The organism is Pseudohoeflea suaedae (assembly GCF_004354915.1).
Classification (GTDB): domain Bacteria; phylum Pseudomonadota; class Alphaproteobacteria; order Rhizobiales; family Rhizobiaceae; genus Pseudohoeflea; species Pseudohoeflea suaedae.
In genome coordinates this window covers 471,115-494,334 of sequence record NZ_SMSI01000002.1, presented here as the reverse complement: position 1 = coordinate 494,334, position 23,220 = coordinate 471,115, and the positions used below count along the sequence as shown (strand labels likewise).

Below are 23,220 nucleotides of genomic sequence, written 5' to 3'. Positions count from 1 at the left end.
AATCTCCCGATTTTCATAAGTTTCTCCCACGATTGAACACCCCTCACGACGCCTCGTCGGCGCGCGCGGGACGCTGGGTTTTCCGGTGGCGGACAAAGGTGAAGACGACGGAGGCCGCCGCCAGCAAGAGGATGGTCGCCGTCAGCGGCTGGAACAGCCAGGTCAGGCTGCCTTCGTTCAGGATCATCGACCGGCGGAAGTTCTCTTCGGCGATAGGGCCGACGATCGCGGCAATGAGAAGAGGAGCGACCGGATAATTGGCCTTCGTCATCAGGTAGCCCAGCACCCCGGCCATCAGCATCACGAGAACATCGAAGGGCTCGTTGCGGACCGCATAGGAACCGACCACGGAGAAGACGAGGACGAGCGGCCAGAGATAGACGGCAGGGATCTGGACGACACGGACCCAAAGGCGGATGCCGAGCAGTCCGATGGCCAGCATGCAGGCATAGGCGAGCGTCATGGCCAGGAACGATCCGAAGACGAGTTCCGGCGCAGCGGCAAACAGCCCGGGCCCCGGCTGAACGCCGGCGATCAGCAGCGCGCCGAGAAGAACGGCCGACTGGGTATTGCCGGGCACGCCCAACGCGAGGGTGGGAATGAGGGAGCCCATGTTGCTGGCATTGTTGGCGGCTTCCGCTGCCACGACACCTTTGGGCTCGCCCTCGCCGAAACGGTCTCCCGGCTTGGCCAGCCTCTTGGTCTCGTTATAGGCCAGATAGCCACCGATATCACCGCCCACACCCGGCAGCATTCCCGAGAAGAAGCCGACCAAGGTGGAGCCCATCATGGTCGGGCCGAGACGCTTCACCCAGCCGGCGCCCATGCGGAAGGACCCGAGCGCGGTCATCCGCTCATGCATGTTGCTGACCCGTTCGAGCTGGATCAGGGCTTCGGAGACACCGAATATGCCGACCAGCATGGGGATGAGCGAGATGCCGCCGGAAAGCGAGGTATTGTCGAACGACAGTCGCGGAAAGCCTGCGATGGGATCGAAACCGATGGAGGCGATCGTCAGGCCGATGAAGGCGCTGACGAAGCCCTTGGCCATCGAGCCTCCACCGACGGACGCGATGATGGTCAGTGCGAGGATGGCGATCGCGAAATATTCGGGCGTGCCGAAAGACAGCGCATATCGGGCGAGCGCCGGCGCAAACAGCGACAGAAGCAATGTGCCGATCAAACCGCCCGCCACGCTCGCCACCAGCGAGATGGTCAGGGCCTGCCCGGCCTGCCCCTTCTGCGCCATCGGATAACCGTCGAGCGTCGTTGCCGCGGAAGATGGCGTTCCGGGAGTGCGCAGCAGGACCGCTGGAATCGCGCCAGCATAGCAGGCCCCGTTGTAGATCCCGAGGAGAAGGACGAGACCCGTCAGCGGATCGAGCGTGAAGGTGAACGGCAGGAACATCGCCATTCCGACCGTCGCGGAAAGACCGGGGATTGCTCCGACGGCAATCCCGAGCACGACACCGAGCGGGATCATCACCAGAACGGAGAGATCCATCAGCGCGGACAGGCCTTCGTACCAGCCACTCATATCAGCACTCCGAACAGGCGGGTTGCAGGCAGCGCGACGTCGAGGCCGTATCGAAAGAGATAGTAGATGGCACCGCTCAGCATGATCGGCGCGGCGACGAGCACGACGGGATTCCGGATACCGATGATGAAAACCTCGAAACCGAGGAACAGCGCCGTCGAGAGCGGAAAGCCGAGCGGTTCGATCAGGTTGAGATAGGCCAGCAGCAGGACCGCCGTGCCGATCACCTTCACCAGCGATCCGCCTCTTGGAAGCCCCTCATGAGGTTCACGGTCGAAGAAGAGATACAGAGACAACAAAATGAGCCCTGCACCGCAGATACGCGGCATGAATGCCGGCCCGGGATCCTGGTCGAGCATGCCCGGACGGATCCCGGCCGAAGCGGCCAGGACCCCTATTCCGAACAGCAGCACCAGCACCGGCGGTATGACGGAGCCTTTGGACATGATCCGTGCCAGCTCAGTTCTTGGCGAGGCCGAGAGTTTTGAGAAGCTCACCGTACCGGGTGTATTCGTCCGTCAGGTAGGCATCGAAGTCCTCGGCGCCGAGATAGGCCGGATTGACCCCGGTCTTGGCGATGAATGACTGGAAGCTCTCGGAGTCGAAGGCCTTCTTGAAGCAGTCGTTGAGCGCGGCAACGCGATCCTCGGGCGTATCCTTCGGTGCCGCCAGACCGTAGATCGACCCGCCGGTCACCTCGATACCCACTTCCTTGAGCGTGGGCGCGTCCGGCATGACATCGATCCGCTCGTCGGTCGCCACGCCGAGCGGAACGAAATCGCCCGACTTGACCTGACCGACCACATTCGAAGCGTTCGTCACGATCAGGTCCACCTCACCGCTCAACGCGGCGGGAATGGCTAGCGCATCCCCCTGGTAGGGAATGTTGACGAACTGACCCGAGACGCCGGCCGCGCGGGCCACGTCCTGGAAGGTGACCGCATAGGGGCTGGCCGGTCCCGACGTCGCGATACGGATCTTGGTCCCGTTCTTCGCCGCATTGATCACGTCGTCCATCGATTTGTAATCCGAGCCCGACCGAACGAAGAAACCGTGGGGATCGAAAATGAAACGCATGACGGCCTTGAAGTCTTCATGGGTGACGTCGCTGAGCCCCAGATGCTTCAGCGCGCTGATCTCGGTCGGCGTGGTGGCCATCGTGTAGCCGTCAGCCTCGCTGTTGCGCACCGTCTCGAGCGCCAGCACACCGGAGCCGCCCGGCTGGTTGCTGATGACGATATCCGCGTCGCAGACCTGTTCGGCGGCATTGGCGAGCGCCCGCGTATTGGTGTCAGTCGATCCGCCCGCGGCGAATCCGATGACGATACGGATCGGTTCGGACGGAAAATCCTGCGCATGGGCGGGATAGGCGGACGCGGCGGCAAGCATTGTCGCGCCGAGCAGCGACGCGCGGATTCCGAAACTCGTGTTGGTCATTGTGTTCTCCTCCTCAAGACGAGCCGCATCCTCCCGGCTCGCTCCTGCTCTTGTTATTTGTCCGGATTCCGGATTTTATATCCGCTATCCGAACAAGACGCACTATTGCTTTTGGGGCATTGTGAGTCAACAAGCATCTGCAGGTTTCGCATCGGACGGCCGGGGAGCGTGAAAAAGATGGCTGATGAACAGGGCCGAAAAATCGAACTCGATCCGAAGAACTACGTCGCCTCGGTCGAGAAGGCGCTTCGCTTGCTGGAATTGTTTTCCGACAAGGCACCGCAACTGACGCTCGGAGAGATCGTCCGCCTGGGCGGATACAGCCGGACGGCGACCTACCGGCTTCTCGGTACGCTCGAGCACCTCGAATGGGTCGTCAGGAACGGAGATCGCTACCAGCTCGGCTTGAAGGTGTTCCGCGTTGGCTCGGTCGCGGTCAACGCGCTGAGGCTCCGCCAGGAAGCGAGCCAGGCCATCTCCGAGCTGGCCGCGCGGTTCGGCGAAACCGTCTATCTGCTGGTGCCGGACGGACTTCGCGGGGTCTGTCTCGAACGAATCGAGGGGAATTCCCAGGTACAGATCATGGTGCTCGACATCGGCCAGTCGCTGCCGCTGCATGCCGGCGGCGGACCGCTTGCGCTCATGTCCTATCGCCAGGATCTTTTCGACAATCTGGCCGCGCTGTGCCCGCTCGAACGCCCCAACAGAACGATAATCCGTGTCGAGGACCTGCATGCCGTTCGCGATGAAACGATGAAGCGAGGCTATTCGAGAAGCATGGAGGACGTCACGCCGGGCGTCGGCGCTTTCGGCGCACCGGTCTTCGATGCGCACGGCAGGGCCATAGCCGCGATCAGCATTGGCGGCCTCGCCCAGACGCTGCAGGCCCGGGAAACCGAACTCACCGAGGGCCTGATGGCCTCCGCCCGTGACATCTCCAGACGGCTCGGCTACCTCGCCGGCTGACGAGGAAACCCGCGCGCCGCACTCCTCCTCAGCTCAACAGAAGTCCCGGCCGCGCCCATTCCATGCGGACGAGACGGCCGGTACTCGAAAGCGTGATATACGCGGTGCGCCGGTCGGGACCCCCGAAGCAGATATTGGTGGTATAGGGGTCGGGAAGCTCGATGCGCTCGACCAGGTCGCCCTTCGGGGAGACCACGTTGATGCCCCCGAGCCGTAGCGTGGCGACGGCGACATTGCCGCATTCCTCTACCGCCAGGCTGTCATAGCGCTGGAATCCCGGAAGCCCGGCGAGCAGGTCGCCGCCGGTAGGCGACGGCCAGCTCGGCGTCTCCACTTCACCCGGCGCCGCGATCGCATAGGACCACAGCCGTCCCGAAGACGTTTCGGCCACGTAGAGTGTCCTGCCATCCGGCGAGAGGCCGATACCGTTCGGTCCGATCAGCGGAAAGGCCACCTGGTTGATGTGGCTGCCGTCGCGCTTGGCATAGAAGACCGCGCCGAAATCGAGCTTGCGACCGGAGCGGTGGCCGTGATCGGTGAAGTAGAAGCCGCCATGGGCGTCGCAGACGATGTCGTTGGGCGCGCGCAGCACGATATCGCCGCAGGCGGTGTAGAGCGTCTCTACCGTCCCGGTCTCCGGATCGACCTTCTGGATCGAACCGCCGGCATTGTCCTCGGCGCGGCCATGCGGCTTGAGCCCGCTCTCGGTGTTCCAGGAAAAGCCGCCATTGTTGCAGACATAGAGCATGCCGTCGGGGCCGAGTGCGGCTCCGTTCGGGCCGCCGCCGGTATCGGCGAGCATGGAGATTTCACCATCCATGCTGATGCGCGTCAAACACCCCCTGGCGATCTCGGTCACCACGACCGCGCCATCCGGCATCACCACCGGGCCTTCGGGAAACTGGAGGTTTTCCGCCAGGATGTCGAAGCGCCTCATGCGGTTGTCCCCCGGAAAGCGCCGACTCCGAGTTCTTCGGCAAGTTCGGCTATCGTCGCGGCGATCGAGCGGGGTCCAAGTCCCTGGAGTTCTTCGACGCCGTAGAAACCGTAGGTGACGGAGATGCACTCCATGCCGCAGGCCCTCGCGGCCAGGATATCCTGCGGGCCGTCTCCGACATAGATCGCATTCGCCGCATCGGCACCGGCGCGCTGAAGCCCCAGCAGAATGGGTGCGGGGTGCGGTTTTCTCTCCACCGTGTCCTCGGCGGTCACGATGGCCGCGAACTGTTCAGGCGGGATGCCCGCAACGGACAAGTCCATCAATGTGCGTTCCAGCCCCTTGTTGGTCACCAGGCTCGGCTTGCGACCGTCGGCGATCAGGTCTCGGACAAGGTCGGCCGCCCCGTCAAAGGTGCGCACATGACCCGAACAGGTCGGGTAGCTTCGCTGGTAGGCGTCGTAGAGTTCTTCCGCCCGGCCGGGCTCGACCTCGTGGAAGACTTCCGCCGGTCGCATGGCGAAGACTTCCGCCGGCAGGTTGGGCGGGGGAAAGTCGCGGTCGAGAACGTCAGAAAAGACCTTCCGATAGGTGCATTCGACCGCCGCGCGGGTATCAACCAGCGTTCCGTCCAGATCGAACAATACGTGACGCGCGGCCCTGGCATTCATGGTGTGTCCTGACATTTACCTTGCTGTGATAGGATTTCGGCGCGCTTGCGCCACAATGGCTCGAGATCTCTGCCGAGATCGCGGAAGAGCGGATAGGCATCGGCATAGATCGCCGCGAGATCGGCATCGGGTTCGACCGTATCGGCGAGACGCACCATGGACCGGGTGGCCGTCGCCAGATCGGGATGCTGGCCGGTTGCGACCGCCGCCAGAACGGCAACGCCCAGCGCGCCCGTCTCCTCGGCCTCGAGCAATCCGAGCGGCCGGTTCATCGCCGCCGCACAGATTTTCGCCCAGAGCCTGGATCGTGCGCCGCCGCCGGTCAGCCGGATCTCGTCGACCGAGCCGTCGAGCGCCGCGTAGCAATCGACCATCGAAAGGGCGACGCCTTCCATGACCGAACGGACCATCTGGGCCCGGCCGGTGGCGCTGTCGAAACCGAAGATCGAGGCGCGGGCCTCCGGGATGAAGCGGGGCGCAGACATGCCCGACGTGTTGAAATAGGGATGGGTGAAGACGCCGTTGGCGAGCGGCGGAACCTCCGCGGCTTCCGCCTCCATCGTGGCGAAGAAGCCGCCGCGATCCTCGCCGGCCGCGGCCAGGCGGTCGTGATCGAATGCGCGCAGCGCCCAGTCGAGACACAGGGAGCCGCCGCCGGTATTGGCCATCAGCTTCTGCCACGCGCCGCCGGGCATCAGAAAGAGGAATCCGACGCCTGCCGGCTCCATCACGGGCCGGTCGGTCGTCAGGTTGTTCATGAAACTGGTGCCGATGACGGTGACAGCCTGCCCCGGCAGCACGGCCCCTGCCCCGAGTGCTGCCGACACCGCATCGCCGGCGCCGGTGACGACTGGCGTTCCCGGCTTCAACCCGGTCCGTTCGGCGGCCTCTTCCGTCACCTCGCCCACGAGCGATCCGGTCGGCAGCACATCCGGCAGCTTGCCAGCCACTTCCGGAATGCCGGCGATATCGAAAAGCCGGTGCGAAAACGCCCGCTTGCGGATATCGCAGGGAAAGAAGGAGATATCGGATTCGTCGGTGACGAAGCGACCGGTGAGCCGGTAGTTTATATAGTCCTTGGCAAAGGCAATCCGGTGCAGCGACGCATAGCGTTCGGGATCGTTGGCCTTGAGCCAGGCAAGAAGTGCGAGCGGCACGCCGGGGATCGGCGCATTGCCGGAGATCTCGTAGATTTCCTCCGTCTTGCCTTCACGCGTCCAGGCGGCAACGATCTCGCCTGCCCTTGCGTCGGGCCAGGCGATGGCATGGCCGGCCGGTCGTCCATCGGCACCGAGCGCCCAGAGACCGCCCATATGTCCCGACACGCCGACGCCTGAAATGTCCGCCCCCGTCAGGCCCGCATCGGAAATCGCGGCACGGATGCAATCCGCGACGCGATCGAAGGTGACCTCCATGTCTTCCTCGTGCCACCCGGAAAGAGGGTGAAGCGCGTGGGTGGCACGATTGGCGCTGCCGACGACCCTCCCGGTCCCGGTCTCGAAGACGACGGCCTTCGTGGCAGTGGTGCCCTTGTCTATGCCGACGATATGGCTCATGCGCTCGCCCTCCCGACGGTTTCGGAACGGCGGGCGGAATATGTGCGATAGGTCTCCCTGACATCGCGATAGAGGTCGTACCAGCGATCGTAATCCGCGCTTGCGACGGGGTCCGGTTCGTAGCGCGCGGAGACTGACGAGGTCTTGGCCTGCGCGGTGGCGAGATCAGGCCAGATGCCGACGGCGACACCGGCCATCAGCGCCACGCCCGCTGCCCCGGTCTGCGCGGCCGCCGAGATCTCGATCGGCAGCTTGCAGACATCGGCGAACATCTGCGCCCAGAAGGCGCTGCGCGCGCCGCCGCCGGTCAGGGTCAGAACATCCCGTCCGCCGGGCATCGCCTCGAAACAGTCGCGCGTGGCATAGGCCAGCGCCTCGTAGACCGCGCGCATGAGGTGATCCCGCGTCGTCTGGTTGCTCATGCCGAAGAAGGCGCCCCGTGCGCGCGGATCGTAAAAGGGTGCGAGTACGCCTGCGGTATTGACGTAAGGGAGAAGCAGAACGCCGTCCGCCCCGCGCGGGGCTTCGGCGACGCGTTTCTCCATGGCGCGGAAATCCCAGGCTCCGGCATCCGTTCGCATCCCGCCGAAATGATCGAGGAACCAGTCCATGGTGATGGTGCCGGACGTGTTGGGCAGGATCCGGAGATAGGTGTCCCCCGGCATGGCGAACAGGAAGCCCAGCCCCGGCGGCTCCCGCCCCGGCCGGTCGACGATCAGGGAGTTGAGACAGGACGTGCCGAGAACGGTGATCGCTTCGCCCGGCCGGCTGCCGCCCGCGCCGATCACATTGGCGACCGCATCGCCGCAGCCGGTGATCACCGGCGTGCCGGCCCTGAGGCCGGTCGCCTCCGCCGCCACCTGCGTAACTTCGCCTGCAATGGCATCGGAGCCGAGGATTTCGGGCATCGCGTCATCCCAGCCCCCGGCACCGAGCAATGCCGCAAGCCTGGAAGAATGGTTCCGCGCATCGATATCGCCGGGAACGAAGGAGACGTCCGACGGATCTGTGGCGATCCTGCCGGTCAGCCGGAACCGGAAATAGTCCTTTGCGCAGAGCACCGCCCTTGCCCTGGGCCGAATGTCCGGCTCGTGGCGGTTGAGCCAGGCGAGGATCATCAGGGTAATGCCCGGCATGAGACCGTTCCCGGAAATGGTGAAGGCCTCGTCGAGGACGCCTTTCTCCCCGAGTTCGGTGAGCAGCGGCTGAGCCCGTTCGTCCGGCCAGCAGACGGCGTTGCGCAAGGCCATCCCATCGGCATCGACGATCCAGGCTCCGCCCATATGTGCGGCGATACCGAGTGCGGCGATCTCATCCGCCGAGATGCCGGCCTCGGCGATGGCACCGCGGATCGTCCGGCAGCAGGCTTGCCAGCTCGCTTCGGGATCCTCCTCGTGCCAGCCCGGACGCGGAGAAAGAACCTCCACCCGTTCCTCGGACGCGCCGACGGTCCGCCCGTCCTCGTCGAAGACGACGGACTTGACCATGGAGGTCCCCTTGTCGATGCCGAGGAGGTAGCGCATGACGTCAGCCGGCCTTCAGATCCGCGGTCGGAAGCGGTTCGTCCGCGCTGCCGAAGGCGATGGTCGCCTCGGTTCCGGTATCGAAGGCGTAAAGAGCCGATTGCGGCACCGTGACTATGACCTCCTCGTCGATGGCATAATCGCGCTTGCGCGGATCAAGCGCCTGCACCGTCAGGTCGCCGACCTGGATTGTCACGAGCGTGACCTCGCCGAGCGGTTCGGCGACATAGACCCGGCCGGTCAGACGGAACGTGTCCGGCGGCGGTGTCTCCCCCTCCTTGACCAAGATAACCGCGTGGGGACGGCAGCCGACAAGCAGCTGTCCCAGGCCATTGGCATAGCCCGTCGCCGACCGCGGCACGTCGACATGGGTCCCGTTGAGCTGCCCGCTGAAGGCACCGGCGCTCTCCTTGAGATTGTCCACCCGGAACAGGTTCATCGAGTGAAGCCCGAAGAACTGCGAGACGAAGGCGTTGACCGGGCGGTTGTGGATGTCGTCCGGGCTGCCGATCTGCTGCAGCACGCCGTCGCGCATCACCGCGAGCCGGTCGGTCATCGTCATCGCTTCGATCGGGTCGTGGGTGACGATCACCGATGTGGTGCCGAGCGACCGCTGAAGACGCTTGAGCTCGCCGCGCAGACGGGCGCGCAGCAGCGTGTCGAGATGGGCGATCGGCTCGTCGAGGCAAAGAAGGTTGGGCCGGCGGACGAGAGCGCGGGCGATCGCAACGCGCTGCTGCTGGCCACCCGACATCTGCGAGGCACGGCGGTCGATCAGGTGGTCGATATGGAGCATCCGGGCGACGTCGCCGACCATCTTGTCCATCTCGTCCTTCGACTTGCCGCGGATCTTGAGCGGATAGCCGATGTTCTGCCGCGCGGTCATGTGCGGATAAAGCGCATTCTGCTCGAAGACCATGGCGATGTTGCGCTGCTGCGGCGTCTGGTCGGTCACCGAGACGCCGTCGAACAGGATGTCGCCCTCGGTGACCGATTCAAGGCCCGCAAGCATGCGCAGCACCGAAGTCTTGCCCGAGCCGGACGGCCCCAGCAGGCCGAAGAACTCGCCATCCTCTATCTTGAAGGAAATATCGCGCACGGCATGGATGGCGTTGCCGTACCACTTGTTGACGTTCTGAAGTTCGATGGATGCCATGTTGGTTACCTCAACGGCCGCCCAGCTCGATGGAAAACGAGCGGATGAGCAGTCTTTGCATGTAGTAGGAAAGCAGGAGCAGCGGGCCGAAGGCAACGATGCCGATGGCGCCCAGCTGACCCCAGTTGGGTTGCTGGAACAGGAAGAAGCTGGCCAGCGCCTTGGGCAGCGTGATCACCGCATCCCCCGTCAGCACCAGCGCGAACAGGAACTCGTTCCAGGCGAAGATCATGGCGAGTATGCCTGCCGTCAGAACGCCCGGCAGCGACAGCGGCAGCAGCACGTCGCGGAAGAGCTGGAACCACGTCGCACCGTCGACCCGTGCGGCTTCCTCGTAGGACTTGGGAATCTGCCGCATGAACTCGGCAAGCAGCCAGATCACCAGCGGCAGGTTCATGAAGGTGTAGACGATGATCAGCCCCGTATAGGTGTCGAAGAGCGCAAGCTCCTGGAACAGCAGATAGAAACCGATGACCGGCACGATCGGCGGCATCATCCGGAGCGACAGGATGGTGAAGCTCAGCTGACCGTGCGGCGGAAACCGCCGTGCCAGCGCATAGGCCGCCGGGAACCCGAGGATCAGGCAGATCAACGTCGAGATGGACGATACGATCAGGCTGTCCATGATGCCCTTGCCGCCACCGATCTCCCAGCCCTCGGTGAAGTTCACCAGCGTTGCCGCTTCCGGAAGGATGGTCGGCGGATTGTTGAACAGCTCGCCATAGGGCTTGAACGCGGTCAGAAGCAGCCAGAGCAGCGGCGACAGGACCGCAAACAGGATCAGCAGAAGCGCGAGATGACGCAGGGCTTCGTGAAAGACGGAACGGGACATCAGCGGCTCCCTCCTTCGCCGGCAGCACTCCGCCGACGCACCGCCGACAGGATGACTGTGGTTCCCACGACCAGCAGAACCAGCTGGATGATGCTCAAGGCACCGGCACTGCCGAACTGGAAGCGGCTGAAGCCAACGTCATAGGTGTAATAGGCGAGGTTCTGCGTCGACGTCCCCGGGCCGCCGCGCGTCAGGATGTAGATGATATCGAACACCTTGAAACTGTCGATGAAGCGCAGGACGAAGGCCACCACCATGTAGGGTGCCAGCATCGGCAGGATGATGTTGAAGAATGTCTGGACGCGGTTGGACCCGTCCACCTTGGCCGCCTCGAAGACGCGTGGCGGGATCGACCGAAGGCCTGCGAGAAGAATGATCATGACGAGCGGCGTCCACTGCCACACATCGACCGCGACCAGGGTCGGCAGCGCCCATTCCGGCGACTGCGCCCAGGCGGGAGGCTGGAAGCCGAGCGAGCGGAGAAGCGCGTTGAGCGGACCGTAGATCGGATTGAGAAACAGGTTCCACGAAAAGCCGACGATGATCGGCGCGAGCATCATCGGGATCAGGAAGAGCGAGGCGTAGATTTCCCGACCGCGCGAGATGGAATTGATCAGCATGGCAAGCCCGAGTCCCGCCAGGATCTGCAGCGGGACGGCCACGAGCGCGAAGATCGCGGTGATGCCGAGGCTCGACCAGAACCGCGCGCCACCCATCAGCTTGGTGAAGTTGTCCAGACCGACCCACTCGATAGGGATCGGAATGGCCAGCTGATAGGATGTGAAGGACGCGTAGAGCAGATAGGCGAAAGGCCAGATCGACATCAGCGTCAGGAAGACGAGTGCCGGCGCGAGCAGGATCATGGTCGACCGGCGCTCGGCGGCTTTTTCCCGCTTTGCCCGCTCTCCGGCCGGTGGCCGGCTGATCGTCAGTGTCGGTGCAATGTCAGTCATCGAATTTCCGGATTTTTCCGCGGTCACGCTCCAGGCGGAGCCGTATCGGGCGGGCGGCCGCAAGGACCGCCCCGCCCTTCTCCCCTGGGCGTCAGGTCCAGTAGCCGTTGGAGATCATCCGCCGGCGATATTCGTCGTAATGGGCAATCTGCCGATCACGATTGAAGACCTCGGTGGTCTCCTCGAATTCGCTTTCCATCGCCTTCAGCGCCTCCTCGGAGGAGGCCTGTCCCGTCACCGCGCGCTGAACGTGCTGGATCATCGACGCCAGATACTGGTTGGTGCCGGGGATCGAGATGTCGAGATAGGCCTTCTTGCTGTCCAGAAGCTCCTTGGACACCGAGGCGAAATTCTCGGCAAAGCCGGATTCTGCCTGGAGCGGGAACGTGCTCGACGGCTCGTTGAACATGCTCATCCGCCAGGGATCCATCAACGACTGGGAGAAGGTCTCAGCCACCCAGCGGTTGGCGTTCGCCGACCTCTGCAGCCAGGCGATTGCCTGGAAGGCGCCTTCCTTGTTCGCCGAGTTCCTGGCGATGCCCATGGCGCGGCCATAGGGCAGAACGGTGACCTCTCCCCAGCTCGGCGCGCACTTGATCTTGTCGGCGACCTTGGAGATCGACGGGTCGGCCGCCCCCTTCGGCATGTCGGTCCACCAGTTGGCCTGGGCGACCCGACCATCGAAAAAGATCTGGCGGCCCACATCCCAGGGCATTGCCATGGCGAGGTCGGAGGGCATGAAACCTGTCATCTCGCGATAGCGGTCAAGTGCGGCAATTGCCGTATCATTGACCAGCTTCGGCTTCATCTGCTCATCGAAGAGCTCGCCGTAGCGCTCGCCCTTCTCGGCACCCGCCTGAACCAGCTGGTTGATGAAGAAGGCGTAGACGAAGAAACTCGTGACCTCGACCGCACCATAGAGATCCTGATCCGGCCGGGTGAAGAATTCCGCCGTGTCGCGATATTGTTTCCAGTCCTTTGGCGCCGCCAGCTCGTAACCGTATTTCGCCTGGAACGCCTTCATTTCGTCGGCGTTCTCGAACAGGTCGGTGCGGACCGTATCCATGAAGAGGTCGCCGTCGATCATCACGCCGACGGTTTTCCCCTCATAGATGTTGAGCAGCTGGAACGGCTTGGCGATGTCCGAGAAATTGAGATCCTCGAGGGTGCCGACCTCTTCAAGCGGCGTCAGGAACGGACCGAAATCGCCGGTGAAGTTCGGCCAGAAGTCGAAGGCGTCGAAACGGGCCTCGCCCTGCCGAAGCGCCAGCAGGTTCTGGTCGTACATGTTGCCGAGCGGATAGGACAGGAACTCCACCTCGGTTCCGGTCGCTTCGCGGAACTCCGTGGCGAATTCCTTCAGGATCGGGGTATAGGCGCCGCTGTCGAGGCCGACCTTCACCTTGCCGCCGGCGGCATGACCGACCGAGCCCAGCACGCCACCGAACGTGCCCAGCGTTGCGGCCGCGCCGAAGAGCGAGGCCCGGCGCATCAGCTCGCGACGGGAAATAAGACCCTTGGTGTCAATGGTGGACAACTGATCAAGAGCATAGGTCTCGGCGCAGGTGCGCCTCTTGAGAATTTTCATGCTTCTCCTCCCAAAATGAAAAGCGCCGTCCTCCAACGACACTAAACCTAGACGATTGTCATAACTCCAATTGCAATTGTCTTAGTTCTTGAGTACGGTAGTAGAGGTATTGACCTAACACAAGAATTATATTGTCATAGTCCTATGATTGCAGATTTGGTACAATCGAACATCAAACCACGCTACAAGGCGATTGTTGCGGCCGTGATCGAAGGTGTCGCCCAGCGCAGGATTCCGGTTGGCCAGAAGCTGCCTCCGCAGCGCGAACTCGCACATCAGCTCGGCATCGCGATTGCCACGGTCGGGCGCGCCTATAGCGAGCTTGAACAGCTCGGCGTCGTCACCAGCCATGTCGGTCGCGGGACCTATATATCCGAGATAAAACCGAAATACGCGGCGACGGAGCCGGATGCCGGGCAATCCATCGACATGCAGACCTACCGTGTGCCGGTGGCCGACCTTCCCGGTCTCGTCTCCGAGACGCTACGCGCCATTGCCGCCGAGGACGCGGCAGGACTGCTTCTCGAAAACTGCCCGACACAGGGCGATTTCAGCCATCGCGAGGCATTGGCGGGCTGGCTCTCGCTTTCAGGCATTTCCGCCAGCCCGGAGCAGATCATCGTGACAAATGGCGGACAACATGCCGCCATGTGCGCCCTGTCCACGATCACCCATCCGGGGCAGACGATCGCGACCGAAGAGCTGACCGATCCGCGCATGAAAGCCGTCGCCGGCTATCTCGACAGGCAACTCGCCGCGGTGAAGATGGACGCCCACGGCATGCTTCCCGACGCGCTCGAGGCCGTCTGCAGTGGAGGACACCGGATCTCGGCCATCTATTGCACGCCTCGCAACCAGAACCCCACCAACGCGGTACTGCCCTATGAGCGCCGCGTGGCGATTGCCGAAATTGCCGAGCGCTACGACATCCCGATCATCGAGAGCGATATCTACGGCACCTTGCGGCAGGAAAAGGAACCGCCGATCTTCGCGCTCGCCCCTCATCGCACCCATTTCGTCACCAGTCTCGGGCGCATCGCCGGCCCCGGCATGAAGGTCGGCTGCCTTGTCTCCCCGCCGGAGAGCGTGCTCAGGAGCCAGTCCGGTGTCGGCATGTCGACGGGTGCGTCCTCGCGCCTGCAGGCGGAGATCGCCGCGCGCTGGATCAGGCAGGGACACGTCGGCAGGATGATGAACTGGCAGCAGACTGATGCGCTGCGCCGTGTATCGCTGCTATCGGCCTATCCGACGCTGGCGCGCGCGGTCAGCCTTCCCACGAGCCCGCACATCTGGCTGCCATTGCCCGAACCCTGGCGCAGCGAAGAATTCGTCGACACCGCGGCCGCGCACGGCATCGCCATCGCACCGACGCACAGCTTCGTCGTCGGACGGCGTGAAGTGCCACATGCGGTCCGGATCGTCATCGGGGCGCCCGATACACTGGATACGCTCAAGACGGGCCTCGACCGTCTGGAACGCATTCTCCAGAACCCGCCACGGCCCCACGGCCGGAGCGCCTGAGAACTGCACCGCTTCGGCTCACGGGAAGGCAGGCCCCTGCACCGGATCGCACGCATACGCGAGGCGAGCCCGGAGGATGTTCAACCCGCAAATCCGATCGGCTGAAAGCCAACCCTATGGGGAGCAGGCCAACCCTATGGGGAGCGGATCAATCGTGTGGGGGAGAAGAAGCAGGCCGTTCGAACTTCGATAACGGAGGTGGAGACCAAACATCCCTTTCCGATGCCGTCATTCCTGACAGGGCACCTGTGCCCGGAAGAAGGTCTCCACCTCGCGCCTGAGGATCGCCGCATCCCCGACTCGAAATCGCATGCCGGCATACGCCCCGCTTGAAAACGAGACTCATGCCCAGTGAAGCAGACCCCAAGACTAGACCGCACTTGCGGAACATCTTTCCTGCCTACGCAAAGCAACATATCGGTATGAGTATTTACACTGACGAGTTTTGCAAATAATGCCGCTTCGGCATATAATTCCGCGCCCGAAAAAATATTTGAACTGTCACTTTATTTACAATGCTCAGCCATATCGGGCATTTTCATGCCGGACCTCAAGCCCCTTCTTCTTCCGGCACTCATCGAGCACGACACGGTCTCCATTGAACTCGAGAACACCGGACTGCTCCAGCTGCCGGATGGCCTTGTTGAGATAAGGCCGGGCGACGCCGAGCAGGTTTGCGAATTCCACCTGACTGATCCCCCATTCCAGTTCGACCGCGTCCTGGGAAAGATCCTGCCCCTGGAAGCGGGCACAGTTTTTCAGAACCACCACGATCCGGTCCTCCAGGCGGCGCACCTTCATCGCGGCAGCCTGATTGAGCAGCAGGTTGAACAAATGCGTCGTGGCAGACATGACAAGCCTGTTGATCGCACCATCCGGCATCAGCCCGGCCAGATTTGTCGACCTTCCGACATAGACATTCGAATTCTTGAGCGCCCGGGCGGTCAGACGTCCCGGGTTCATGGCCCGACCGCCGAAGCTTACGCATTCCCCCTTGAGAATAAGACCGATCAGCTCTTCATTGCCGCAAACATGCGAGTACAGCCCGACAGCGCCGGAGGAGACATATAAAATGTCTGCGTGATCTTCCGCGACCGATGAAATGACGGCTGATCTCTTGTATGTGTGGAGATCGAAGAATTGCAGACCCCGGCCTATCAGCCGGGCGCTTTCCCCTGCGTCAAATCCGTCAAGCATATCCCGCCAAGGCCTCGCATTTAAGCATGGTATAAATTATTCCATTCCGTTTTTATAGTATATTTACTGGATATTTAGCGTATTTAAACACAACAATACGTCAAATAACCAGAGAAAATTATGGAATATTCTCATGCGGCAAATTGATCGCCCGATGTGAAACTTCTGAACCGTGGCGCTCGTTAATGCGTAGAACGAACCTCAACTGAAAGAACCGACCTGCATGCCGGACACCTCCGACAAGAAAAAAACTGCCCTTCTATGGTTCCGGGAGGATTTGCGCATCGCCGACAATGCGGCCCTGTCCGCCGCATCCGAATATGACGCGGTGGTTCCGGTCTTCATCCGCACGAGCGGCACGAAATTGCGCTCAAACGGCGCGGCGCGGGACTGGTGGCTGCACAAATCCCTGGAAGGATTGTCGCGGTCGCTCGACGAGCTCGGCGCACCGCTCGTCCTGGCAACCGGCGATCCCTATGTGGTTCTGGGAGATCTCGCCGGCAAATGCGATGCCGGCACCATCCTGTGGAACCGGCGCTACGGCGGGGCGGCAGCGGAATTCGACGAAGATCTGGCAGACCGCCTGACCGACGATGGCTTCGCGGTAGAGACCTTTCCCGGCGCGCTTCTTCACGACCCGGGTGCCATACAAACCGGCTCCGGGAAATTCTACAAGGTTTTCACCCCCTTCTGGAAAGCCGTTGAATCGGTTCTGGAACTTCCCGACCCGATCTCGAAGCCCGGAAAGCTATCATCGCCCAGCAGCAAGCCGGCATCCGAAAAACTGTCGGACTGGAACCTCCTGCCGTCCCGCCCGGACTGGGCGGGCGGGCTGCGCGAGACCTGGACACCCGGCGAAACGGGCGCGCATGAGCGGCTCAAGACATTCCTCGATGGCGGGATCAGTGGTTATGCGAGCGGGCGTGACCGTCCTGACGGCGAAAACACATCCCGCCTCTCGCCGCATCTGGCTATGGGCGAAATCACGCCGGCTCAGATTTTTCGCGCGCTCGACGGTGCAAGCGGCAAGGGAAGCGGTTCCAACGAGGATCAGGCCGTTTTCCGCAAGGAAATCGGCTGGCGTGAATTCGGCTACCACCTTCTGGTTCACAGCCCCGGGATCGATGCCGCGAACTTTGACGATCGCTTCGACGACTTTCCGTGGAAGGACGCCACCGGGGATCTTCACGCATGGCAGAAGGGCATGACCGGTTACCCCATCGTCGACGCCGGAATGCGTGAACTCTGGCAGACAGGCTGGATGCACAACCGCGTTCGCATGATCGTGGCGTCATTCCTGACCAAGCATCTGCTCATCCACTGGAAAGAGGGCGAGGAGTGGTTCTGGGATACGCTTGTCGACGCGGACGCCGCGAGCAATCCGTCGAACTGGCAATGGGTTGCGGGTTCCGGCGCGGACGCGGCGCCCTATTTCCGCATATTCAATCCGATCATTCAGGGTGAAAAGTTCGATCCGGGCGGTATCTACGTCCGAAAATACGTACCGGAGATCGCCGCATTGCCGGACAAATACATTCATCATCCCTGGGATGCGCCGGAAAAGGTTCTCGTGGATGCGGACGTCACCCTCGGCGAGACCTATCCGGAACCCATTATCGACCACAAGGAGGCGCGCGATCGCGCCCTTTCCGCATTCGAGACAATCAAGGACGCATGATGAACGCCCCGACCCCCTCGAAAATCGTTCCCGGCGCAACTCCGCGCTTGAAGGTCGCCGTCATCGGCTCCGGCATATCCGGCGCATCCGCAGCCTGGGCTCTCGACCGCTGCCATGACGTGACGCTCTATGAAGCCGAAAACCGCCCCGGCGGACACACGGCGACCGTCGATATCGATTATGACGGCAAGCCGGTCTCGGTGGACACCGGGTTCATTGTCTACAATACGCTCAACTACCCCAACCTGACCGCGATGTTCGAGCATCTGGAGGTAGACACGCATGAGAGCGACATGAGCTTCTCGCTCTCGCTCGATCAGGGCAAGCTCGAATGGTGCGGCGACAACCTCGCCTCCGTCTTCGCCCAGAAGCGCAATCTGTTCCGTCCCTCCTTCCTTTTGATGCTGCGCGAGATATTCCGCTTCAACAAGCTCTGCGTCACCGACCGCGAGGCCGGACATCTGCACGCCCGCTCGATCGGCGACTATCTGGACTGGCGCGGCTTTTCGCCCGGCTTCCGCAACAACTATCTGGTGCCTATGGCGGCCGCGATCTGGTCGACCCCGGCCCACAAGATGCTCGATTTCCCGGCGACGCACTTCGTCAATTTCTTCGACAATCACCGGCTGATCCATTCCGAGCGCCCGCAATGGCGTACGGTTTCCGGCGGCAGCAGGAACTACCTGTCAAAGCTGCTCGCCCCTTTAGGCGACCGTCTGCGCCTGTCGAGCCCGGTCAGGAACGTGAAGCGCGATGATCGAGGTGTCGAAATCACCGACGGCAGAGGTCGGACCGAACGATTCGACCATGTGATCCTCGCCTGCCACACCGATCAGGCCCTGGCGATCCTCGACAAACCCACGGCGACGGAAGCGGCGCTGCTGCCCGCCATTCCCTACCGGCCGAACCGCGTCGTGCTCCACCGCGATCCCGCATTGATGCCGAAACGGCGCAAGGCGTGGGCATCGTGGAACTATCTGCGCTCGACAAACGACGCTGCCGACGCGGATGTGGCCGTCAGCTACTGGATGAACAGGCTGCAGGGGATCGACCACGACTGCCCGCTTTTCGTCACGCTCAACCCGGACCGCGAACCGGATGCGGACAAGGTGTTTGCCGAATTCTCCTACGATCATCCGCAGTTCGGCACCGATGCGATGGAAATCCAGGAAGGCGTCGAGGCGATCCAGGGCCATAATGCGACCAGCTATGCCGGTGCGTGGACCCGTTACGGTTTCCACGAGGACGGACTTCTTTCAGGCATCAAGGCAGCCGAACGGCTCGGCGCGAGCTTTCCCTGGCGCGACGCGCCCGCTCCCGCCGATCCCGCTGTTTTCGCCCGCGCGATCGCCAGACGGGAGGAGACCAGCGAGGTCGCCTGATGAAACACGTCTCACCGCCCACCGCCGTCGACATGGCGCCCGCCCTTCTCTATCGCGGCACCGTCATGCACCAGCGCATGCGTCCCGTCGGGCACCGTTTCGACTACGAGGTGTTTTCGTTGCTGATCGATCTGGACAGGCTGCCCGAAGCGGACGCGCTCAGCCCTCTTTTCTCCGTCAACGGCTTCAATCTCTTGTCCTTCTGCGAGACCGACCACGTTCGCGGCTCCGATGCGGACGGCCTGCGCGCCCATGTCGACACCCTGCTGAAGGACGCAGGCATGACGGAAGCGCCCGCGCGCATTCTCCTTGCCTGCTATCCGAGAGTGCTCGGCAAGGTCTTCAATCCCCTCTCGGTCTTCTACGCCTATGACGCGGCCGGAGGTTTGACGGCACTGGTCTACCAGGTGCGCAACACGTTCGGCGAAGACCACACCTATGTCTGCCCCGTCGAGGCCGGCGACATGAGCCCGGCCGGCATACGGCAGGAAAGGAAGAAGCTCTTCCATGTCTCGCCTTTCCTCGACATGGAGCTGACCTATCATTTCCGCATGTCGTTTCCGGGCGAGACCCTCAAATGGCGCATTCTGGAGACCGATGCCGACGGCCCGCTTCTCGCCGCGACTTACGCGGCGAAGGCCAAGCCCTTGAGCACGGCGGAAATTTTGCGCAATGTAATGCGGATCCCGATGCTGACCTGGAAGATACTGGGCGGCATCCACTACGAGGCACTGCGCCTGTGGCTCAAGGGCGTGACCTTCTTCAGCAAGCCGGAACCTCCGGCAAGGGTGAGCTATCCGGGCGCGGGAGCCGGCAACAAGACCGGCCACGCGCTTTCGTCAGGGGAAGACGCATGACCGACAGCCAGTATTGCGGAAATCAGTCAAACTATTGCGGAAATCAGTCGAACTATTGCCGGGACAAGGGCGAACTGCTCCGCCCCGAGCACCTGTCGAAGCAGCTGCGCGGCCTTCCCGGCAAGGCAAAGTTCGCCCTGCGCCGCCTGATGGGCATAAAGCGCGGCATCCTCGTCATCACCCTGCCCGAGGGGCGAACGCTCCGCATCGAAGGAGAGGCGGAAGGCCCCCATGCGCATCTCGTGCTGCGCAACTGGAACCTCGCCAGCCGTGCCCTGTCATCCGGCACCATAGGCGTGGCGGAAACCTATATGGACGGCGACTGGGAAAGCCCCGACGTCACGGTGTTTCTCGAGTTCTTTCTCGTCAACATGAGCATCGGCGACCGTTTCTCGAACGGCGCGCAGGGCGTGCTGCGGCTGATCGAGAGGATTCGCCACTGGATGCGCTCGAACACCAGGACGCAGGCCCAGAAAAACATTTCGGCCCACTACGATCTCGGCAACGCCTTCTATGAGCAATGGCTCGACGAAACGATGACCTACTCCTCGGCCCTGTATGAGGAAGGCGCCAACGACCTGCCGAGCGCACAGGCCCGGAAATACCGGGCGCTGGCCCATGCCGCCGGCATCAAGCCCGGCGACAGGGTGCTCGAGATCGGCTGCGGCTGGGGCGGGTTCGCCGAGTTCGCGGCGTCCGAGATCGGCTGCCATGTGACCGGCCTGACGATCTCGAAGGAACAGCTCGCCTACGCGCGCCATCGCATCGAGAAGGCCGGACTGTCGGACAAGGTGGATTTCAGGTTCCAGGATTATCGCGACGAAACCGGACAGTATGACGCCATCGTTTCCATCGAGATGTTCGAAGCCGTCGGCGAGCGCTACTGGCCGGTTTATTTCGGCAAGCTGCGCGAATGCCTCAAACCGGGCGGACGCGCCGGCCTCCAGATCATCACGATCCGCCCGGAAGCCTATCAGAACTACAAGTCGGCGCCCGACTTCATCCAGCGCTATGTCTTCCCGGGCGGCATGCTGCCATCCGAGGAGCACCTGGTCGAACTCGGCCGGAATTCCGGATTGAAGATGATCGGCGAACGCGCCTTCGGGCTCGATTATGCCCGCACCCTCGCCGCCTGGCGCGAGCGTTTCTGGGCGGCCTGGGAGAACATCGTCCCGCTCGGTTTCGACGATCGCTTCCGCAAATTGTGGGAGTTCTACCTGCATTACTGCGAAGCCGGTTTCCGCGCCGGGCACATCAACGTGCGCCAGGTTGTCTACACCTAGCGCTCACCCACCAGGCGACGACAAGAGCCAAGGGGAGACGGGCGCGCTCTCCCTGCCGCTTTTGCTCGCCTATGCGCTGCCTGCCATTCCGCTCGCGGCCCTCACCTTGCCGCTCTATGTGCTGGTGCCGACCTATTACACCGAGGCGCTCGGCCTGCCGCTCGCGGGCGTGGGCTTCGCCCTGCTGGTCGTCAGGCTGTTCGACGCGATCAGCGACCCCGCCATGGGCTGGATCGGCGACCGGGCACGAACCCGTTTCGGGCGCCGCCGCACGCTGTTCGCGCTCGGCATCCCGCTCGTCGCGCTCTCGGCCTTCATGCTGTTCGCGCCACCACCGGATGCAAGCCTCTTCTGGCTCACCGGTTGGGGTCTGCTCCTGTCGCTGGGCTACACGATCATGCTCGTGCCCTATTCCGCCTGGGGCGCGGAGCTCGCCGGCGACTATCATCAGCGCTCGCGCATCGCCGGCTGGCGCGAAGGACTGATACTGCTCGGCACGCTCGGCGCCATCGCCCTTCCCTACACGATCGGCTTCGACGACCCGACGGTCTGGAATGGATTGGCGATATTGGGGGCCGCCATTGCCTTGCTGCTCCCCCTCTTCGGATCGGTGACGCTCGCCTTGGTCCCGGAGCCGAGGGATTTTACCCGCCGCAAGCTCGAACTCCGCGACGGGCTGAAGGCCATTGCGGCAAACAAGCCCTTTATCCGCCTGCTCGCAGCGTTCTTCCTGAACGGCCTCGCCACCGGCATACCTGCCACGCTGTTTCTCTATTTCGTCTCCGACCGGCTCGGAATGCCGGAGGCCCGCGGACTGTTCCTGTTCATCTATTTCCTGTGCGGCGTTGGCGGGACGGCGATTGCCCTTCTGGCGGCCAGGCGCAGTTCGAAGCACCGGGCGTGGTCGGTCGCCATGATCCTCGCCTGTGTGGCCTTCGCGCCCGCGCCGCTTCTGCCTGAAGGCGCCTGGTACGGTTTTCTGGCGATCTGCGTCGTTACCGGCCTTCTTCTCGGCTTCGATCTGGCCCTGCCGCCCTCCATTCAGGCGGATGTCATCGATGTGGATACGGCTGAAAGCGGCGAGCAGCGCAGCGGGTTGTATTTCGCGCTCTGGAGCCTGACGACGAAGCTGGCGCTGGCGCTCGCCGTCGGCATGGCCTTTCCGCTTCTTTCCCTGGCGGGGTTCGATCCGCAGGGCCAGACGACGGCGAACGGATTGCTCGCGCTGGCCATCGCCTATGGATGGCTGCCGATCGTCGCCAAACTGGCGGCCATCGCCCTGATGTGGAACTTTCCGCTCGACGAGGCCGAGCAGAAATCGCTGCGCGACAGGATCACTTCGGCCTGAGCGGCTTCTTCTTCCAGCCCGTTGCGGTGCCCACGAGCCAGAAATAGAGCGGATAGGGAAGTTTCGAAACGATCTTGAGCGGCCAGGTGAAGCGGCGCGGAAAGGTGATCTCGAAATCGCTCTCGGCGATGCCCTTGGCGATGCGCTTTCCGGCCTCCTCCACCTCCATCAGTGCCGGCATGGGAAACGGATTGCCTTCCGTGGCAGGCGTGTCGACAAAACCCGGATTGATGACCTGAATTCGGATGTTCATCTTGTCGAAATCGAATTTCAGGCTTTCGGCGAGATTGATGACCGCCGCTTTCGTCGCGCCGTAGGCGGCACTGGTCGGCAGCCCGGCATAACCGGCGACGGAGGCCATCAGCACCACCTGCCCGCGACCTGCGCGCTGCATGAGGCTGACTGTAGGCACCAGGCCATGGATGATGCCGGTCAGGTTGACCGCGAAACTCTTGGTGAAACGCTCGACATTCAGCCGCTCGCCATGAACGGGCGCGAACATGCCAGCATTGAAGACCGCAAGCGCGATCTTGCCGTGGCGCGCCTCGATGGCGGCGACGAGATCCGACATCGCGTCCTCGTCGGTGACGTCGCACGGCATGGGTATGGCGCTTCCCCTGAGATTTGCGGTTTCGGCAGCGAGTGAAGACAGCTTGTCCTCGCTTCGTGCGGTGGCGACAACCGTGTAGCCCGCACGCGCAAGTTCCAGCGCCGTCTGCCGTCCTATGCCGCTCGACGCGCCGGTTACCCAGGCGACGCCATCCTCCGGTCTTGCCCTGTAGAGCGACATGTTTTCCT

The 23,220-nt window shown here is 62.9% G+C and carries 20 protein-coding genes; 7 read left to right on the top strand and 13 right to left on the bottom strand.

Going from position 1 to position 23,220, the window contains the following annotated elements; translation table 11 throughout:
- Nucleotides 1–43: 43 nt before the first annotated feature.
- Genes E2A64_RS12395 through E2A64_RS12385 form a run of 3 tightly spaced genes read right to left on the bottom strand, consistent with a single transcriptional unit; the run spans nt 44 to nt 2,974 of the window.
- Entirely contained in the window at nt 44–1,537 is a 1,494-nt protein-coding gene (locus E2A64_RS12395) for a tripartite tricarboxylate transporter permease (protein WP_133284790.1), read from the bottom strand.
- On the bottom strand, nt 1,534–1,983 hold the full coding sequence (locus tag E2A64_RS12390; protein WP_133284789.1) for a tripartite tricarboxylate transporter TctB family protein: 450 nt from the start codon (nt 1,981–1,983) through the stop codon (nt 1,534–1,536). Before E2A64_RS12390 ends, E2A64_RS12395 begins: the two co-directional genes overlap by 4 nt.
- A 13-nt stretch (nt 1,984–1,996) precedes the next feature.
- Nucleotides 1,997–2,974: a tripartite tricarboxylate transporter substrate binding protein gene (locus tag E2A64_RS12385; protein ID WP_133284788.1), complete on the bottom strand. Its 978-nt coding sequence runs from the start codon at nt 2,972–2,974 to the stop codon at nt 1,997–1,999.
- Nucleotides 2,975–3,151: 177 nt separating this feature from the next.
- Between E2A64_RS12385 and E2A64_RS12380 the strand changes: the two genes are divergently transcribed.
- Nucleotides 3,152–3,940, top strand: a complete 789-nt coding sequence (locus E2A64_RS12380; protein WP_158285761.1) for an IclR family transcriptional regulator — start codon at nt 3,152–3,154, stop codon at nt 3,938–3,940.
- Between the two features lie 28 nt (nt 3,941–3,968).
- Here the strand turns inward: E2A64_RS12380 and E2A64_RS12375 are convergent, their stop codons facing one another.
- From E2A64_RS12375 to E2A64_RS12340, 8 genes are all read right to left on the bottom strand, one after another.
- Nucleotides 3,969–4,877 (bottom strand): SMP-30/gluconolactonase/LRE family protein, encoded by a 909-nt coding sequence (locus tag E2A64_RS12375; protein WP_133284786.1) that lies wholly within the window; start codon nt 4,875–4,877, stop codon nt 3,969–3,971.
- A complete protein-coding gene (locus E2A64_RS12370) occupies nt 4,874–5,548 on the bottom strand; it encodes an HAD family hydrolase (RefSeq protein ID WP_158285760.1) in 675 nt (224 codons plus the stop codon). Before E2A64_RS12370 ends, E2A64_RS12375 begins: the two co-directional genes overlap by 4 nt.
- Nucleotides 5,545–7,104 carry an FGGY-family carbohydrate kinase gene (locus E2A64_RS12365; RefSeq protein WP_133284784.1) on the bottom strand — a complete coding sequence of 520 codons (1,560 nt, stop codon included), beginning with the start codon at nt 7,102–7,104 and terminating at the stop codon, nt 5,545–5,547. The genes E2A64_RS12370 and E2A64_RS12365 overlap by 4 nt, the downstream gene beginning before the upstream one ends.
- Nucleotides 7,101–8,627 (bottom strand): FGGY-family carbohydrate kinase, encoded by a 1,527-nt coding sequence (locus tag E2A64_RS12360; protein WP_133284783.1) that lies wholly within the window; start codon nt 8,625–8,627, stop codon nt 7,101–7,103. Before E2A64_RS12360 ends, E2A64_RS12365 begins: the two co-directional genes overlap by 4 nt.
- A 4-nt stretch (nt 8,628–8,631) precedes the next feature.
- On the bottom strand, nt 8,632–9,783 hold the full coding sequence (locus E2A64_RS12355) for an ABC transporter ATP-binding protein (RefSeq protein WP_133284782.1): 1,152 nt from the start codon (nt 9,781–9,783) through the stop codon (nt 8,632–8,634).
- Nucleotides 9,784–9,793: 10 nt separating this feature from the next.
- Complete coding sequence (locus E2A64_RS12350; protein ID WP_133284781.1) at nt 9,794–10,615, bottom strand: carbohydrate ABC transporter permease; 822 nt, start codon at nt 10,613–10,615, stop codon at nt 9,794–9,796.
- Nucleotides 10,615–11,568 (bottom strand): carbohydrate ABC transporter permease, encoded by a 954-nt coding sequence (locus E2A64_RS12345; protein ID WP_133284780.1) that lies wholly within the window; start codon nt 11,566–11,568, stop codon nt 10,615–10,617. The genes E2A64_RS12350 and E2A64_RS12345 overlap by 1 nt, the downstream gene beginning before the upstream one ends.
- A 91-nt stretch (nt 11,569–11,659) precedes the next feature.
- A complete protein-coding gene (locus E2A64_RS12340; RefSeq protein WP_133284779.1) occupies nt 11,660–13,156 on the bottom strand; it encodes an ABC transporter substrate-binding protein in 1,497 nt (498 codons plus the stop codon).
- Nucleotides 13,157–13,312: 156 nt separating this feature from the next.
- Between E2A64_RS12340 and E2A64_RS12335 the strand changes: the two genes are divergently transcribed.
- Nucleotides 13,313–14,677: an aminotransferase-like domain-containing protein gene (locus tag E2A64_RS12335; protein ID WP_158285759.1), complete on the top strand. Its 1,365-nt coding sequence runs from the start codon at nt 13,313–13,315 to the stop codon at nt 14,675–14,677.
- Nucleotides 14,678–15,196: 519 nt separating this feature from the next.
- On the opposite strand, the gene E2A64_RS12330 is transcribed toward E2A64_RS12335, so the two are convergent.
- A complete protein-coding gene (locus E2A64_RS12330; RefSeq protein WP_158285758.1) occupies nt 15,197–15,640 on the bottom strand; it encodes a helix-turn-helix domain-containing protein in 444 nt (147 codons plus the stop codon).
- Nucleotides 15,641–16,097: 457 nt separating this feature from the next.
- Here E2A64_RS12330 and E2A64_RS12325 point away from each other — a divergent pair, with 457 nt between their 5' ends.
- From E2A64_RS12325 to E2A64_RS12305, 5 genes are read left to right on the top strand one after another with little or no spacing between them, the layout of a single operon-like run.
- Nucleotides 16,098–17,552 (top strand): cryptochrome/photolyase family protein, encoded by a 1,455-nt coding sequence (locus E2A64_RS12325; protein WP_133284776.1) that lies wholly within the window; start codon nt 16,098–16,100, stop codon nt 17,550–17,552.
- Nucleotides 17,552–18,934, top strand: coding sequence for an NAD(P)/FAD-dependent oxidoreductase (locus tag E2A64_RS12320; protein WP_133284775.1), 1,383 nt, complete (start codon nt 17,552–17,554; stop codon nt 18,932–18,934). The genes E2A64_RS12325 and E2A64_RS12320 overlap by 1 nt, the downstream gene beginning before the upstream one ends.
- Nucleotides 18,934–19,791, top strand: a complete 858-nt coding sequence (locus E2A64_RS12315; protein ID WP_133284774.1) for a DUF1365 domain-containing protein — start codon at nt 18,934–18,936, stop codon at nt 19,789–19,791. Before E2A64_RS12320 ends, E2A64_RS12315 begins: the two co-directional genes overlap by 1 nt.
- Nucleotides 19,788–21,074, top strand: a complete 1,287-nt coding sequence (locus E2A64_RS12310) for an SAM-dependent methyltransferase (protein ID WP_133284773.1) — start codon at nt 19,788–19,790, stop codon at nt 21,072–21,074. Before E2A64_RS12315 ends, E2A64_RS12310 begins: the two co-directional genes overlap by 4 nt.
- A complete protein-coding gene (locus tag E2A64_RS12305) occupies nt 21,061–22,422 on the top strand; it encodes an MFS transporter (protein WP_174235789.1) in 1,362 nt (453 codons plus the stop codon). Before E2A64_RS12310 ends, E2A64_RS12305 begins: the two co-directional genes overlap by 14 nt.
- Here E2A64_RS12305 and E2A64_RS12300 read toward each other — a convergent pair.
- Nucleotides 22,409–23,212: an SDR family NAD(P)-dependent oxidoreductase gene (locus tag E2A64_RS12300; protein ID WP_133284772.1), complete on the bottom strand. Its 804-nt coding sequence runs from the start codon at nt 23,210–23,212 to the stop codon at nt 22,409–22,411. The two genes, E2A64_RS12305 and E2A64_RS12300, sit on opposite strands and share 14 nt — an antisense overlap.
- Between the last annotated feature and the right edge of the window lie 8 nt (nt 23,213–23,220).

Coding starts and splice junctions, on each gene's coding strand:
- E2A64_RS12395 (WP_133284790.1), bottom strand. CDS start 1,537: ATGAGTGGCTGGTACGAAGGCCTGTCCGCGCTGATGGATCTCTCCGTT.
- E2A64_RS12390 (WP_133284789.1), bottom strand. CDS start 1,983: ATGTCCAAAGGCTCCGTCATACCGCCGGTGCTGGTGCTGCTGTTCGGA.
- E2A64_RS12385 (WP_133284788.1), bottom strand. CDS start 2,974: ATGACCAACACGAGTTTCGGAATCCGCGCGTCGCTGCTCGGCGCGACA.
- E2A64_RS12380 (WP_158285761.1), top strand. CDS start 3,152: ATGGCTGATGAACAGGGCCGAAAAATCGAACTCGATCCGAAGAACTAC.
- E2A64_RS12375 (WP_133284786.1), bottom strand. CDS start 4,877: ATGAGGCGCTTCGACATCCTGGCGGAAAACCTCCAGTTTCCCGAAGGC.
- E2A64_RS12370 (WP_158285760.1), bottom strand. CDS start 5,548: ATGAATGCCAGGGCCGCGCGTCACGTATTGTTCGATCTGGACGGAACG.
- E2A64_RS12365 (WP_133284784.1), bottom strand. CDS start 7,104: ATGAGCCATATCGTCGGCATAGACAAGGGCACCACTGCCACGAAGGCC.
- E2A64_RS12360 (WP_133284783.1), bottom strand. CDS start 8,627: ATGCGCTACCTCCTCGGCATCGACAAGGGGACCTCCATGGTCAAGTCC.
- E2A64_RS12355 (WP_133284782.1), bottom strand. CDS start 9,783: ATGGCATCCATCGAACTTCAGAACGTCAACAAGTGGTACGGCAACGCC.
- E2A64_RS12350 (WP_133284781.1), bottom strand. CDS start 10,615: ATGTCCCGTTCCGTCTTTCACGAAGCCCTGCGTCATCTCGCGCTTCTG.
- E2A64_RS12345 (WP_133284780.1), bottom strand. CDS start 11,568: ATGACTGACATTGCACCGACACTGACGATCAGCCGGCCACCGGCCGGA.
- E2A64_RS12340 (WP_133284779.1), bottom strand. CDS start 13,156: ATGAAAATTCTCAAGAGGCGCACCTGCGCCGAGACCTATGCTCTTGAT.
- E2A64_RS12330 (WP_158285758.1), bottom strand. CDS start 15,640: ATGAACCCGGGACGTCTGACCGCCCGGGCGCTCAAGAATTCGAATGTC.
- E2A64_RS12325 (WP_133284776.1), top strand. CDS start 16,098: ATGCCGGACACCTCCGACAAGAAAAAAACTGCCCTTCTATGGTTCCGG.
- E2A64_RS12320 (WP_133284775.1), top strand. CDS start 17,552: ATGAACGCCCCGACCCCCTCGAAAATCGTTCCCGGCGCAACTCCGCGC.
- E2A64_RS12315 (WP_133284774.1), top strand. CDS start 18,934: ATGAAACACGTCTCACCGCCCACCGCCGTCGACATGGCGCCCGCCCTT.
- E2A64_RS12310 (WP_133284773.1), top strand. CDS start 19,788: ATGACCGACAGCCAGTATTGCGGAAATCAGTCAAACTATTGCGGAAAT.
- E2A64_RS12300 (WP_133284772.1), bottom strand. CDS start 23,212: ATGTCGCTCTACAGGGCAAGACCGGAGGATGGCGTCGCCTGGGTAACC.